Origin of the sequence: Agrobacterium sp. RC10-4-1, from assembly GCF_014138475.1 — a bacterium.
Classification (GTDB): domain Bacteria; phylum Pseudomonadota; class Alphaproteobacteria; order Rhizobiales; family Rhizobiaceae; genus Agrobacterium; species Agrobacterium pusense.
The window spans coordinates 161,975-176,942 of sequence record NZ_JACJIT010000006.1; the positions used below are offsets into that span (position 1 = coordinate 161,975).

Here is a 14,968-nt window from a genome sequence, read left to right on the forward strand (position 1 = left end):
ATGAACCGTGATGCCGTGATGTCGATTGCCGCCGAAATCGAGGCGATGAAGCCTGATTTCACCACTTTGAGCGACAGCATCTGGGATTTTGCCGAACTCAAATTTGAAGAACGGCAATCTGCCGGCATTCTGGCCGCCGCGCTTGAGGAAAATGGCTTTACGGTTCGGCGCGGTGTGGCGGGCATGGAAACCGCCTTCATCGGCGAATTTGGCAGGGGCAAGCCCGTTATCGCCTTCCTCGGTGAATTCGATGCGCTGGCCGGCATGAGCCAGGTGGCCGATGTGGCGAAGGTGCAGCCGCGAGAGGAGGGCGCCACCGGCCATGGCTGTGGCCATAACCTGCTCGGCGTCGGCTCATTGATGGCCGCTATTGCGCTCGCCCGGCATCTGAAGGCCAATAATATGCCCGGCACCGTCCGTTATTACGGCTGCCCCGGCGAGGAGGGCGGTTCCGGTAAGACCTTCATGGTGCGTGCCGGCCTGTTTGACGATGTCGATGCTGCGCTGACCTGGCACCCGGCACCGTTCAACGGGGTACGCTCGACCAATAATCTGGCCGTGCTGGAATATTTTTACCGTTTCAAGGGTGTTGCGGCCCACGCTTCCAATGCAGCCCATCTCGGCCGCTCGGCGCTCGATGCCGTCGAACTCATGAATGTCGGCGTCAATTTCCTGCGCGAACACATGCCGCAGGATTGCCGGGTACATTATGCAATCACTGACACTGGCGGCAAGGCGGCCAATGTGGTGCAGGCCAAGGCGGAAGTCCTTTATCTGATCCGCGCCCCGGAAATGCGTCAGGCGCTTGATCTCGCCGCGCGGGTCGACAAGGTGGCGCGCGGTGCGGCACTGATGACCGAGACCGAGGTGGAGATCGTCTTTGATACCGCCTCCACCAATCTCCTGCCCAACATCGCGCTGGAAACAGCGATGCATGAAAACATGGTGGCGCTTGGCCCTGTCGCTTTCGATGAAGCGGATATCGCTTTTGCCAAACGTATCCAGAATACTTTTACTGACGAGGCGATCAAAAGCAGCATCCGGCTCTACCAGATAAAGGGTGATGTCTTTTCCAACCGTAAGATCGACGGCTCGACGCCCCTGCATCTCGGCCTGCGGGATTTCGAGGGGCATTCGCATTTTCGGGCCGGCTCCACCGATGTCGGTGACGTCAGCTGGGTGACACCGACGGCACAATGCTGGACACCCGCCTGGGCGATCGGGACCAATCCGCATACCTGGCAGGTGGTGGCACAAGGCAAAACTCCTGCCGCCCACAAGGCCATGGTGCATGCCGCCAAAACGCTTGCAGCGACAGGTCTTTCACTGATGACATCGCCGGAATTGCTCGCCAGCGCCAGGAAGGAATGGCAGGAAAAGACGGAAGGCAGCAAATACGTCTGCCCGATTCCCGCCGATGTCATGCCGGGTTCCCACCGGTAAGGCGCTACGCACCTCCTTTTGCCGCCGTCCCCGTGCCGCCATATTTCCACAGGCGGCACGGAAGATCCCCTGACTGTTTCGAGCGGAAGAAAAGCTGATGCGCCGCCGGCCTTCTCCAAGGAGAGCCGGTGGATGCCGGTTTGGAATAAATCTTCCATCCCGGCCGAGTTATCCCCATTTCGAGCCGTAAAGCATAATTTCAACGGCTTATGGACCCGGCCTCCCGGTTGGGAACGAGGCCGAGCGAGCCTCTGCATCTTCCACGGCTATGCGATCCGGAGGCACGTCCCCCGCAATTTCCCATCATCACAGCCTTGTGCACCACTCCGCTGCGGGGCTGCGAAGAAAACATTGACGTTCGAACCAAAAATGGAATAAATATATCGAACAGGCAGAAAATCGGTTTCATTATTCCGTTTTCTGATGTGAGGAGGTTGCGGCGGGCTTTCGGGTTCGCCTCCGGCTGGGAGAGGCGGCGCCGGACGCCACGGAGGAGAAAAACAATGAAGAAATTTATCATCGGCGCGGCTATGTCTGTGCTTCTCGGCACGGCGGCCCATGCGGAGACCGTAGGTGTCTCGATGGCGCTGTTTGACGACAACTTCCTGACCGTGCTGCGCAATGGCATGCAGGATTATTCCAAGGAGCTGAAGGGCGTCACCCTGCAGGTCGAGGATGCGCAGAACGACGTCGCCAAGCAGCAGAGCCAGATCCAGAACTTCATCGCTTCCAAGGTCGACGCAATCATCGTCAACCCTGTGGACACGGATGCGACAGCGGCCATGTCCAAGCTCGCAGCCGACGCCAAGATTCCGCTCGTTTACGTCAACCGCCAGCCGGTGAACGTCGACAGCCTGCCGGACGGACAGGCGTTTGTCGCCTCCGACGAAACGGTGGCTGGTACGCTTGAGGCGAAAGAGGTTTGCCGCCTCCTCGGTGGCAAGGGCAATGCCGTCATCATGATGGGCGAGCTCTCGAACCAGGCGGCGCGCATGCGCACGCAGTCTGCGAAGGATGTCTTGAAAACCGACGAATGCAAAGGCATTTCCGTGGTTGAAGAGCAGACTGCCAACTGGCAGCGCACGCAGGGTTCCGACCTCGTGACCAACTGGCTGTCGAGCGGCATCGAGTTCAACGCCGTCATCGCCAATAACGACGAAATGGCGATCGGCGCCATTCAGTCTCTGAAGGCTGCTGGCAAGGACATGAAGGATTATGTCGTCGCCGGTGTGGACGCCACGCAGGATGCTCTCGCCGCCATGCAGGCGGGCGATCTCGACGCCACGGTCTTCCAGGATGCGGCGGGCCAGGGCAAGGGCGCACTTGATGCCGCGCTGAAGCTCGTCAAGGGCGAGAAGGTCGAGAAGAAGGTTTACATCCCCTTCCAGCTCGTCACGCCTGAAAACGTCAAGGACTACGTGGCCAAGAACTAATGGCCGCCTTCCGGCATCTGCGCCCGTTCAGATTGATATTGGAGGCAGATGCCGGTTCCCGACGGCGCCGAACAAGCTTCGGCGCATGAGGGAATCGTGATTGAATTCCAGTGAATTCAAAGTGTTGCAGCGCCCTGCATGTTGTGGTCGACATGGCGCTGTAAGCCTCCCCGGAGGCAAGGTGCGCCATTGGGCGAAGCCTGTTTCCGGTCAATTTTGTCTATTGTGGAGGATGAGATGGTCGTCAGTCCATCGACAATGGCCGCCGTGCGCGCCAGCGGCGCCGTTCCGAATGCGGAATACCTTCTCGCCGTCGAAGGCATACGCAAGGAATTTCCCGGCGTGGTGGCGCTCGATGATGTGCAGTTCAAGCTAAAGCGCGGCACCGTGCACGCGCTGATGGGCGAGAACGGCGCTGGAAAATCGACACTGATGAAGATTCTGGCTGGCATCTACCAGCCAGACAGCGGCGAAATCCGCCTGAAAGGCGCCGACATTCGTCTCGATTCCCCGCTTGATGCGTTGGAAAACGGCATTGCCATGATCCATCAGGAATTGAACCTGATGGCTTACATGACGGTCGCGGAAAACATCTGGATCAGGCGGGAACCCAAGAACCGGCTGGGCCTTATCGACCATGGCGAGATGTACCGCCGTACCGAAGCCCTGCTGGATCGCCTCGGTATCGATCTCGATCCGGAAACGCGGGTCGGTGAGCTTTCCGTCGCCAGCCGTCAGATGGTCGAGATTGCCAAGGCGGTTTCTTACGATTCCGACGTTCTCATCATGGACGAGCCGACATCCGCGCTGACGGAGCGCGAGGTGGAGCATCTTTTCCGCATCATTCGCGATCTCAGGGAACGCGGTATCGGCATCGTCTACATCACCCACAAGATGAACGAGCTGTTCGAAATCGCCGACGAGTTCTCTGTTTTTCGAGACGGGAAATATATCGGCACGCATGCCTCTACCGATGTAACGCGCGACGACATCATCCGCATGATGGTGGGCCGCGAGATCACGCAGATGTTCCCGAAGGAAGAGGTTCCTATTGGCGACGTTGTCCTGTCAGTCAAAAACCTGACGCTTGATGGCGTGTTCCACGATATTTCCTTCGACGTTCGCGCCGGTGAAATTCTCGGCGTCGCGGGCCTGGTCGGTTCCGGTCGTTCCAATGTTGCAGAGACAGTCTTCGGTGTGACGTCCGCGTCTTCCGGGACGATCAGCATCGATGGCAAACCCGTTTCAGTCACCAGCCCGACGGAAGCCATTCGTCATCGCATGGCGTTTCTGACCGAGGATCGCAAGGACACGGGATGTCTGCTGATCCTGAACATTCTGGAAAATATGCAGATCGCCGTTCTGCAGGACAAATATGTCGCCAATGGTTTCGTGCAGGAAAACGCGTTGTCGGACGCTTGCGAGGAAATGTGCCGCAAGCTGAGGGTGAAAACTCCGCATCTTTACGAGCGCATCGAAAATCTTTCGGGCGGCAACCAGCAGAAAGTGTTGATCGGTCGCTGGATGCTGACCAAGCCGCGCATTCTGATCCTCGATGAGCCGACGCGCGGCATCGATGTGGGCGCCAAGGCAGAAATTCACAAGCTCGTTTGTGAGATGGCGCGCCAAGGCGTCGCCGTCATCATGATTTCCTCCGAAATGCCGGAGGTTCTGGGAATGAGCGACCGCATCATGGTCATGCATGAAGGTCGGGTGACCGGCTTCCTTGATAGAAGTGAAGCCACGCAGGTTAAGGTGATGGATCTCGCATCGCGGTGAGGCGCGCCGGGATTTCTCGAGGAGGAACAGATATGAATAGCAACGCCGCCGCCACTCCGGAGCTGGATGCCAAATCCGGACGCAAACCGCACCGGCGCATACCGCCGGAAGCCAATATTTTCTTCATTCTGATCGGCATAGCGCTGATTTACGAGATTCTCGGCTGGATATTCATCGGCCAGAGCTTCCTGATGAACCAGCAGCGACTGACCATCATGATCCTGCAGGTCTCCGTGATCGGCATCATAGCCGTAGGTGTGACACAGGTCATCATTACCGGCGGCATCGATCTGTCCTCCGGGTCGGTCGTCGGCCTCACGGCGATGTTGTCCGCTAGCATGGCGCAGTCCTCAACCTGGCCGCGGGCCCTTTATCCCGGGCTCACCGACCTGCCGTTCATCATCCCGCTTGCTGTCGGCATTCTCGCCGGCATGTTGGCCGGTTTCATCAATGGGCAGCTCATTGCCCGCACGAAAATCCCGCCCTTCATTGCCACTCTCGGCATGATGGTGACCGCGCGCGGCATTTCCAAGTGGTATACGAAGGGTCAGCCGATCTCCGGCCTGACCGACGGTTTCAATTTCATTGGCACAGGCATCTGGCCAGTCGTGGTGTTCCTGCTCGTGGCAATCATTTTCCACGTCGCGCTGCGTTACACCCGCTATGGCAAGTTCACATATGCAATCGGTGCCAATGAGCAGGCTGCACGTGTATCCGGTATCAATATCGAGGCACATCTGATCAAGGTCTATGCAATTGCCGGAATGCTCGCCGGTCTCGCCGGTGTCGTCACCGCTGCCCGCGCTCAGACCGCGCAGGCCGGCATGGGCGTGATGTATGAGCTTGACGCCATCGCCGCGGCCGTCATCGGCGGCACCTCGCTATCCGGCGGCGCCGGCCGCATCACCGGAACGGTAATCGGTACGATCATTCTCGGCGTCATGACATCGGGCTTCACCTTCCTCCGAGTGGACGCCTATTATCAGGAGATCGTCAAAGGTCTCATCATCGTGGCGGCCGTCGTCGCCGACGTCTACCGGCAGAAGAAACGCGCCAAGCGTTAAATCCTCCTCCCAGACCTTGGGGCAGGCCTTCAGGCTTGCCCCTTTTTTGTGTCCTCATGCGGCGATGGGATCAGCAGCGGCTCATGCTTTGCTGTTTCTATAGTCGTGAACGGCTTTGCCGAAGGCCTCGAACAGGGCGCGGGAGGGCGCGTCCGTCTCGGCCCAGTATTCTGGATGCCATTGCACCCCGACAGCAAATCCTTTTGCGTCAATGACAGACACCGCCTCTATTGTGCCATCGGCGGCCGTCGCCTCCACCTGCAGGCGCGGCGCGGTTTCGGCAATGGCCTGCCTGTGCAGCGAGTTGATCTGGATTTCGCCCGACATGCCGAGATGCTGTGCAATGCAGGAGCCTTCGCGCACATGCACTGGCTGGCGGATGGCAAAGGCGACGTCGCGGTCGTCATGTTCCGGCTTGCGGTGGTCCCATATGCCCGGCTGCTCCTGAATTTCGGACGCCAGCGTTCCGCCCAGCGCCACATTCAGTTCCTGAATTCCTCGGCAGATGGCCAGCATCGGAATGCCGCGCTCGATCGCACGGCGGATGAGCGGCAGGCTGGTGGCATCGCGTGCCTGGTCGAACGGGCCGTCGCTCTCCTTCGCCTCCTTTCCGTAGAGGGAAGGGTGCACATTGGTGGCGGAGCCGGAGACGAGCAGGCCATCCACCCGGTCGAGAATGGCGTCCACGTCGTTTCCGTCCTCAAAGGCCGGCACGATGAACGACATGACACCAGCCACTTTCAGGGCGGCGGAAACATACTGGTTCTGCGCGGCGTGCCAGTCGGCTCCGGTAAAATGCCTTATGTCGGCGGGGACGGCGATGATGGGTTTTGGCATGGCGGCTCCGGAACGAATCTTCGAAATATGTGCGACCGCCGGCGAACCAAGTCAAGCATACCTTTGCCTCCTGCTGATCCGGCATGCGCCTAAAGTATAAGGCGATGCCGAGATATTTCAGTTGAATATAAAATGCGAAGAAAATTCCCGGAAACACCGCGTTTTTCCGCGATTAATTCTTGGTGCGGGTGCTTGTCAGTCGGGCGATAACCGTGCTTACTTCGCTACAATGCCTGAACAGCAACGAGGGGAATTCAAAGCTGCAGGCAGCGTTCATATCTGGGAGGATATAGATGGATCGCCGTTCCTTTATGAAAAAAGGTGCGCTCGCGGGAGCTGCCACTGCAGCCCTTGCCGCGCCCGCCATTGCGCAGCAGAATACCAAGATCAACTGGCGCCTGACGTCGTCATTTCCGAAATCGCTTGATACGATCTATGGCGGAGCCGAGGATATTGCGAAGCACGTCGCTGCCGCCACCGACGGCAATTTTACCATCCAGCCCTTTGCCGCCGGGGAAATCGTTCCCGGCTTGCAGGCGGCCGATGCCGTATCGTCAGGCACTGTGGAAATGTGCCATACCTGCTCCTATTATTATGTCGGCAAGGATCCGACCTTTGCGATCGGGACGGCGATACCCTTTGGCCTGAATGCCCGCCTGACCAATTCGTGGTTCTATGAAGGCAACGGCAACAAACTGCTCAATGAATTCTACGCCAAACATAACCTCTACGGCATGATTTCGGGCAATACCGGCGCGCAGATGGGAGGCTGGTTCCGTAAGGAGATCAACACGGTTGACGATTTCAAAGGCGTCAAGATGCGCATTGCCGGCCTTGCCGGCAAAGTGGTTGAAAAGCTTGGTGTCGTGCCGCAGCAGATCGCCGGTGGTGATATCTATCCGGCGCTGGAAAAGGGCACCATCGACGCCGCCGAGTGGGTCGGCCCTTATGACGACCACAAGCTCGGCTTCCAGAAGGTCGCAAAGTACTATTATTATCCGGCCTTCTGGGAAGGCGGCCCGGTCATTCATTCCTTTGTCAATCTGGACAAGTGGAACAGCCTGCCCAAGAACTACCAGACGGCGCTGCAGGACGCCTGCGCCTTCGCCAATACCAGCATGATGGCGAAATACGACGCCAAAAACCCGATTGCCATCAAGCAGCTCGTTTCTGAAGGCGCGGTACTCAGACCCTTCAGCCAGGAAATTCTGGAAGCGTGCTATAAGGCGGCCCTTGAGGTATACGCCAATATTTCGGCTTCCAATCCGGACTTCAAGAAGATTTACGAGGACCAGGTCGCCTTCAAGCGCGAAGGCTATCTGTGGATGCAGCTGGCGGAGTACACCTTCGATACTTTCATGATGATCCAGCAGCGTAACGGCAAGCTCTGATTATTCAGTAACGGCGGCGGACCGGGCAAAGGCCTCGGAGATTTCGGTCTCCGGGGTTTTTGTTGTGCGCGTACCCTCATGCATTCGACAACAAAGGATGGATTATGATCGGGTCCTTCAGAGCACAATCGCAGGATGGGCGACCGGCCGGAGTGCCGGCTGAGATCGGCGCCCCCAGCCCCGGCCATTGGTCTCAATTGTGGACGTGACGCGATGTGGAAAATGCTGAGCGTTGCATTCGTCATCAAGAAGAACCGGACAGGCAGTATAGTGACTGCCCGGGTCCGTTTCTAAAGAGAATGAACGGAAGGCGGGGGCGTGCCCCGTCTTCGCAATCACAGGCGTTTCCGCTCCCTTACAGGATGCCTGTCAAGGCCCGATCTTCGGCGGCTCGCCCAGATTTGGCATGCCCGGCATTCCTCCTGGCTGGCCTCCTGGCAAGCCGAAATTGGGCATGGTGTTGCCACCCTGATTACCGAAGGCGGGCACCTCGATCTTGATGGAGTTCAGATCGACGTCGGGAGCCTTGTCTATCCAGTAGGTGACGGATTCCGGCCAGAATATCACGATGGCGACGAGGATGAGCTGCATGCCAAGCCAGGGAATGGCGCCCATGTAGATATCCGATGTCTTGACGGTGCGCGGCGCGATGGAACGCAGGTAGAACAATGCAAATCCGAAGGGCGGGTGCATGAAGCTTGTCTGCATGTTGATGCAGATCAGCACGCCGAACCAGATGAGGTCAATGCCGAGCGACTGGGCTATCGGCGCCAGCATTGGAATGACGATGAAGGCAATTTCGAAGAAATCCAGGAAGAAGGCGAGGAAGAAGATGAAGATATTGACGAAGATCAGGAAGCCGATAGGACCGCCCGGAATGCCCGACAACATGTGCTCGATCCAAAGCGAACCATCCATGCCTTGGAAAACGAGCGAAAAACAGGTCGCGCCGACCAGGATGAACACCACCATCGACGTGATGTGCATGGTGGAATGCATTCCCTGCTTGACGAGATCCCAGCTGAGCCGCCGATGTGCCGCCGCCAGCGCCATCGCGCCGACAACGCCGAGCGCTCCGGCTTCCGTCGGTGTTGCGAGGCCGAGAAAGATGGTGCCGAGCACTAGGAAGATGAGCACGATGGAGGGGATCATGCCCGCCAGCACACGCAACACCAGCGCCCGGTTAAGCTCACCGCGTGCCTCCGGCGGCAAAGCCGGAAGGTCCTTCGGCCGCAAGATCGACATCAGCAGGATGAAGAGCATGAAGATCGCCACCTGCAGGATCGACGGACCGATCGCGCCGAGATACATGTCGCCCACGGATTTACCGAGCTGGTCGGCAAGGACGATCAGCACCAGCGAGGGCGGAATGACCTGTGTGATCGTGCCCGAGGCGGCGATGACGCCGGTGGCAAGTCGCGGATTATAGCCGTATTTCAGCATGATGGGCAGCGAGATGACGCCCATGGTGATGACCGAGGCCGCAACCGTGCCGGTGATCGCGCCCAGGATCGCGCCGACAATGATGACGGCATAGGCAAGTCCGCCCGGTATAGCGCCGAAAAGCTTCCCCGTTCCTTCGAGCAGGTCTTCCGCAAGGCCGCAACGCTCCAGAATAGCGCCCATGAAGGTGAAGAAGGGAATGGCCAGCAGAAGGTCGTTCGAAACGATGCCGAAGATGCGCAGGGGCAGGGCCTGAAGAAAAGCCGGTGAAAAATGCTCGGTGAAGATGCCGATGACGCCAAAAACGAGGCCGACGGTGGCAAGCGAGAAAGCCACCGGAAATCCGTAAAGCATGAAGATAATCATGCCGATGAACATCAGTGGCGGAAGAATACCGTATTCAAACATGGGAATATCCTGAAGGTTCAGATCGGCGCGATCATTGCAGGGGTTTTTCGTACTTCGTATCGAGCGCATAAAGCCCGTTGAGGGCGCCTATGCGCTTGATGAGTTCGGAAAACCCCTGAAGAACCAGAAGGGCGAAACCGGCGAAGATGATGAGTTTCACGGGCCAGCGGATCAGGCCGCCGGCATTGGAAGACATTTCGCCCTGATTCCAGGACAGGGTGAACATGGGCCAGGACAGCCAGGCTAGATAAAGGCAGCCGGGCAGCAGGAACATCACAATGCCGATAATATCCACCCAGATGCGGCTGCGCGGTGAAATCGCACCATAGATGATGTCGACCCGAACATGCTCGTTCATGCGCAGAGTATAGGAAGCGCCGATCAGCACGATGAAGGCGAACATGTACCACTGGATTTCGAGCCAGCCGTTGGAGCTGTAGTTCAAGGCGTAACGGACCATCGCGTTACCGGCGCTGACGAGGCAGCAGATGAGCACGAGATAACCGGCGACCTTGCCCAGTGCCTCGCTCGCAGAATCTATCAGCGCACTTATTTTTAAAAGCGATTTCATGACTTTCCCCTCTTCCCTTGCCGGGCCCTTTGCGGGTTTATGGCGGAGAGCAAAGCCCGATACTCCTGCAACGGCCGCGCCTCCACGCGCGTCCGCACCCATCGGTTCCGGAGTTCCTCCCCACAGAATCCGTGTATGGGCAGGCGGTTCGAAAAGCAACCGAAACCGCACGCAAAGAGCAAGAACGGTGGCCCTTTTCAACTATTAACGAAAGAATGTTGCCGGAAGGCAAGTATTGTCCTTGGGAGCCGGTCCGACGGATGGCGGCGTGACACTTTCGTGCGGAACGCATTGCGCTTTTCGACCACTTCATGTTACCTCTGGCACCGGAGAATCCGGCATGACCCGTGATCGTCCGCGGGGTAGATTTCCCCGCAGGACGGGAATGACGGATGGAGCAAAGGGGAAGTGGAATGAGCGAACACCATACAGGTCCGGTCGAACTTGGCGCTGAAATGAACTACGCCGAACACGAAAAGACCTATAACGGTTTTCTGGCCTTGACCAAATACGGCACGATGATGCTGTGCGTGCTGATGCTGGCCATGGTTGCCGGTTTTTTCACATCCGCGGGCTTCCTTGGCGGTCTCGTTGTCTTTCTCGTTCTGTCGGCGGCCGGGTTCGTTCTGCTGCGCTGATCGAACCGTTTGCGGGCTGTTGCCCTTACGGGTAAGGGTTCTGCCGGACAACCGGGAAGGCCGGGCATGAAACGCCTTTTATCCTGTCTGCTTCTGTTTATTGCGGTTGCATGTCCCGTCTCCGCGCGTGATCTCTCTCCTGCCGAGCAGGAGAGGCTGCGTGCCCAGATCGAGCGTTTCAGCATCGCCCTGAATGCGCAGGATTTCGAAACGGTCGGCAAGACTGTGCCGCCGAAAATCTTCGAGTTCATTGCCAGTGATGCGGGTGTCACCGTGGAGCAGTTGCGGAGCGCCTTGACGGCGCAGATGCAGATGGCGCTCGCGGCGGTCAAGATAACCGAATTCACCATGGACGCGCGGGCGATCAGCCTGACTGAGACGCTGGATGGCACGCCTTATGCGCTCATTCCGACAAAAACCGTGATGGAAACCGGCGGTCAGACCATAGAGGCGAAGTCCCACACGCTGGCGCTGATCGACGGTTCGGACTGGTATTTGCTCCGGGTGAGCGATCAGCAGCAGGTGACCATCTTGCGAAAGGTCTACCCGTCCTTCGCGAAAGTCGAATTCCCTGACGATTCCACGCAGACGGTGAAATAACCCGTATTGCTGGCGAGGCCGGGCCCTGGCGTCGCCAGTGCTACCCCATTTCAGGAAAACCGTCCCGGGCGGAAGGGATCGACCGAGATGGACGTTTCGTCGCCGTTTGCCATCTGGGTCACCAGCCGGGCTGTGGCTGCCGACTGGGTCAACCCCAAATGACCGTGGCCGAAGGCGTAGATAACGGAGGGTGTCGTCCGCGCGGTGCCAATGACGGGAAGACAGTCCGGCATGGAGGGGCGGAACCCCATCCATTGCCGTCCGCCGTCCAGTTTGAGGCCGGGAAGGAAACGTTCCGCTTTTTTCAACATGGCTTCCGCGCGGCGGAAGTTCGGCTTCAGTTCCAGCCCGCCGAGTTCGACGGCGCCGCCGACGCGGATGCCAGTCGACAAGGGGGTCACAACGAAGCCGTGGTCGTTGAAATAAAGCTGGCGTGTCAGGTTGAAAGCACCGATAGGCAGGGTCGTGTTGTATCCTCGTTCCGTTTCCAGCGGCACGATGTTGCCAAGCGTCGCCGCAAGTTTTTTGGACCATGCTCCACAGGCGATCACCACTTTGTCGGCGTCGATCTTGTCGCCGTTCTCCAGCGTGACGATCGTACTTTCGCCCACTGCGTCGACACGCTGAGCTTCGCCTTTGCGAAGGCTGGCTCCGCGTGAGATCACAAGATCAAATATGGCGCGGGTGAAATCATAGGGATCGGAGACCTGCAGGCCATCCGCCGAAAACACCGCATGGCGGAACTGCGGCGCCAGGCCCGGCTGCAGCTCTTCGATTTCGTTGCGGTCAACGCGCTGGAATGCGAAGCCGGCTTTTTCCTTTTCGTCCCAATCCCTACGGGCGGCGTTGAGGCTCGCCTCGCTATCATAGATATCAAGCGTGCCGGTTTTTGAGATGAAGGACGAGAGCTCGGGCATGGCAGCGATGTGGGCCATTTCGATGGCCGCCAGCCGGTTGATTTCCATGAGTGATTTCAGCCCATGACGGAAACTGCGTTCGGCGCTGGCGCGCCAGAAACGCCAAAGCCACGGGGCGATCTTCGGTGCATAGGCCGGCGGCACGCTGAGAGGTCCGAGCGGATCAAAAAGCCAGCGCGGGGCTTTTTTCATGATACCGGGCGCGGGAATGGGGATGATTTCCGGAAAGGCCAATATGCCGGCATTACCGGAACTCGCACCGCGGGAGATATCGCCACGCTCAAGAAGCACGACATCACGCCCGGCATTCTGCAGATAAAGCGCTGCCATGGAACCGATAATGCCGGTGCCGACCACCAGCACGTCGCATTTCAGGGTTTTGGTCATCGGCGCTCCTGCAATACAAATCTCTCAAGCCCGCCATAACAATGAATGCAGAGGGTATGAAAGGTCGCATCACGCTGCGGCGATAGAAATATCAGCACTGTGGCAAATAAGCGGTTCCGCGGTGGGGAGGCCGCCATGCACATCAGTGCGTTTTGCCCATCGGCTAGGTCGCGGCTTAGATAGTTATGAGTCATTATTAATCGCTATTTAACAGTGTCTGGCTAGTTTCGCGTGCAGTCAGGTCCATCCATGTTCATCCCTTCTCATTCGGAGGGGCAGTGGGTCTGCACAGCGGTTAATTTGGGGGTTTTAAAGGCATGTCTCACTTTTCCAAACTCGGTCTGGATGCATCTGCGGTACTTGACGCCCTGAACCGTTCGCAGGCCATCATCGAATTCGATCTGACCGGGAAAATTCTGAAGGCGAACGACAATTTCTGCAAAGCGGTGGGTTATCAGCAGTCCGAAATCATCGGACGGCACCACAGCATGTTTGTTGCTCCCGAAGATACTGCCAATGCGGAATACAAGGCGTTCTGGGCGAAACTCTCGCGCGGCGAATATGATCAGGGTCAATATCGGCGCCGGGCAAAAAACGGCGACGAAATCTGGATCGAAGCTTCCTATAATCCCGTCTTTCGTTTCGGCAAACCTTACAAGATCGTCAAGGTTGCAACAGATATCACCGTGATCAAGCGCAAGAGCATGGAAGATGACGGCAAGCTGGCCGCTCTCTCCCGCGCGCAGGCCATGATCGAATTTACACCAGATGGGAAGATCCTCAGCGCCAACGAGAATTTCCTCGCGGCGCTTGGTTACACGGCGCAGGAAATTGTAGGCAAGCATCATTCGATGTTCTGTGAGCCAGCTTATGCCCAGTCCCAGGAATATCGTGATTTCTGGCAGGAGCTGAGGAGCGGCCGTTTCTCTGCCGGGCAGTTTATGCGGCTCGGCAAGGACGGCAAACGCGTTTTCATCCAGGCGTCCTATAATCCGATACTGGATGAGCAGGGCCGTGTCTTGAAGGTGGCGAAGTTTGCCTTCGACGTGACGGACCGCATGCATGCGGTGGAGGAGCTTGGCGCGGCGCTTGAGCGGCTCTCCCAATGCAACATCCGCGTCACGCTGGACAAACCCTTCGTGGGTGAATTTGAGAGCCTGCGGCGCGATTTCAACAAGTCTATCGCGGAATTCCAGAAGACGCTGGAAAATGTTCTCGGCCAGACCGGCGATCTGACCCGCAGCAGCCAGGAAGTCAGCGAGGCTTCCGTCAATCTGGCCGAACGTTCGCGCGAGCAGGCCGTAGCGCTGGAAGAAACCTCTGCGGCACTGGAGGAAATCACGGCGACGGTTCGTTCATCCACGGAAAACATGAAAGAGACCCGCAAGCTGGTTCAGAGTGCACGCACATCCACCGCGGCCTCGACCGAGGTCGTTGAGCGCACGGTCAATGCCATGCAGCGCATCGAGACAGCATCGCGGGAAATCAGTCAGATCATCGGTGTTATAGATGAGATCGCCTTCCAGACCAACCTGCTGGCGCTGAATGCGGGCGTGGAAGCCGCCCGCGCGGGTGAAGCCGGCAAGGGCTTTGCCGTGGTAGCGCAGGAGGTCCGCGAGCTTGCGCAGCGTTCCGCTGGTGCCGCCAAGGAAATCAAGGCGCTGATCAACAATTCCGGCAGCGAGGTCCTCGAAGGGGTAAGGCTCGTGGGTGAAACGGGCGAAGCGCTGAAGCAGATCGACGCGCTGGTCAGACATATTGACGGCAACGTTGACATGATCGCCAAGGCAGCGGACGAGCAGGCTGTCGGCATCAGTGAGATCAACAAGGCGGTCAACCGGCTGGACCGGATGACGCAGGAAAACGCCGCCATGAGCGCACGCACCACCGTAATCAGCACCACGCTCGCGCAGGGTGCGGATGCATTGGCCCAGCTTGTCAGCCTGTTCAAACTGAACCGCCGCACGGTTCAGCGTGAGGATGGTGCCTCTATACGGTCTGATTTTTCGACAGCCGCTCGGCACGATCAGGAGGTCGGGCGCGCCGCAGCATGAAGG

12 protein-coding genes are annotated in these 14,968 nt (G+C 58.2%); 8 read left to right on the forward strand and 4 right to left on the reverse strand.

Features of this window, described 5'->3' with window-relative positions; genetic code table 11:
- From FHW77_RS17815 to FHW77_RS17830, 4 genes are all read left to right on the forward strand, one after another.
- Complete coding sequence (locus FHW77_RS17815; RefSeq protein ID WP_044459805.1) at positions 1 to 1,443, forward strand: M20 family metallopeptidase; 1,443 nt, start codon at positions 1 to 3, stop codon at positions 1,441 to 1,443.
- 503 nt (positions 1,444 to 1,946) lie between these two features.
- Positions 1,947 to 2,876: a sugar ABC transporter substrate-binding protein gene (locus FHW77_RS17820; protein ID WP_004438419.1), complete on the forward strand. Its 930-nt coding sequence runs from the start codon at positions 1,947 to 1,949 to the stop codon at positions 2,874 to 2,876.
- Positions 2,877 to 3,113: 237 nt separating this feature from the next.
- On the forward strand, positions 3,114 to 4,655 hold the full coding sequence (locus FHW77_RS17825) for a sugar ABC transporter ATP-binding protein (RefSeq protein WP_044459806.1): 1,542 nt from the start codon (positions 3,114 to 3,116) through the stop codon (positions 4,653 to 4,655).
- Between the two features lie 32 nt (positions 4,656 to 4,687).
- Entirely contained in the window at positions 4,688 to 5,719 is a 1,032-nt protein-coding gene (locus tag FHW77_RS17830; protein WP_022563607.1) for an ABC transporter permease, read from the forward strand.
- An 81-nt stretch (positions 5,720 to 5,800) separates the two neighbouring features.
- Here the strand turns inward: FHW77_RS17830 and FHW77_RS17835 are convergent, their stop codons facing one another.
- Positions 5,801 to 6,556, reverse strand: a complete 756-nt coding sequence (locus FHW77_RS17835) for a gamma-glutamyl-gamma-aminobutyrate hydrolase family protein (RefSeq protein WP_044459807.1) — start codon at positions 6,554 to 6,556, stop codon at positions 5,801 to 5,803.
- Between the two features lie 293 nt (positions 6,557 to 6,849).
- Here FHW77_RS17835 and FHW77_RS17840 point away from each other — a divergent pair, with 293 nt between their 5' ends.
- The gene (locus FHW77_RS17840; protein WP_003510333.1) at positions 6,850 to 7,947 is read left to right on the forward strand and encodes a TRAP transporter substrate-binding protein; all 1,098 of its coding nucleotides are present in this window, start codon (positions 6,850 to 6,852) and stop codon (positions 7,945 to 7,947) included.
- Positions 7,948 to 8,316: 369 nt separating this feature from the next.
- Here the strand turns inward: FHW77_RS17840 and FHW77_RS17845 are convergent, their stop codons facing one another.
- The gene (locus FHW77_RS17845; protein WP_044459808.1) at positions 8,317 to 9,798 is read right to left on the reverse strand and encodes a TRAP transporter large permease; all 1,482 of its coding nucleotides are present in this window, start codon (positions 9,796 to 9,798) and stop codon (positions 8,317 to 8,319) included.
- A 31-nt stretch (positions 9,799 to 9,829) separates the two neighbouring features.
- Positions 9,830 to 10,369, reverse strand: a complete 540-nt coding sequence (locus FHW77_RS17850; protein WP_100911398.1) for a TRAP transporter small permease subunit — start codon at positions 10,367 to 10,369, stop codon at positions 9,830 to 9,832.
- Positions 10,370 to 10,782: 413 nt separating this feature from the next.
- Between FHW77_RS17850 and FHW77_RS17855 the strand changes: the two genes are divergently transcribed.
- Positions 10,783 to 11,007, forward strand: a complete 225-nt coding sequence (locus tag FHW77_RS17855; protein WP_004438441.1) for an aa3-type cytochrome c oxidase subunit IV — start codon at positions 10,783 to 10,785, stop codon at positions 11,005 to 11,007.
- 66 nt (positions 11,008 to 11,073) lie between these two features.
- Positions 11,074 to 11,607 (forward strand): hypothetical protein, encoded by a 534-nt coding sequence (locus FHW77_RS17860; RefSeq protein ID WP_044459809.1) that lies wholly within the window; start codon positions 11,074 to 11,076, stop codon positions 11,605 to 11,607.
- Between the two features lie 50 nt (positions 11,608 to 11,657).
- Here the strand turns inward: FHW77_RS17860 and FHW77_RS17865 are convergent, their stop codons facing one another.
- The gene (locus tag FHW77_RS17865; protein ID WP_044459810.1) at positions 11,658 to 12,911 is read right to left on the reverse strand and encodes an NAD(P)/FAD-dependent oxidoreductase; all 1,254 of its coding nucleotides are present in this window, start codon (positions 12,909 to 12,911) and stop codon (positions 11,658 to 11,660) included.
- Positions 12,912 to 13,228: 317 nt separating this feature from the next.
- Here FHW77_RS17865 and FHW77_RS17870 point away from each other — a divergent pair, with 317 nt between their 5' ends.
- A complete protein-coding gene (locus tag FHW77_RS17870; RefSeq protein WP_044459811.1) occupies positions 13,229 to 14,965 on the forward strand; it encodes a methyl-accepting chemotaxis protein in 1,737 nt (578 codons plus the stop codon).
- Positions 14,966 to 14,968 lie beyond the last annotated feature (3 nt).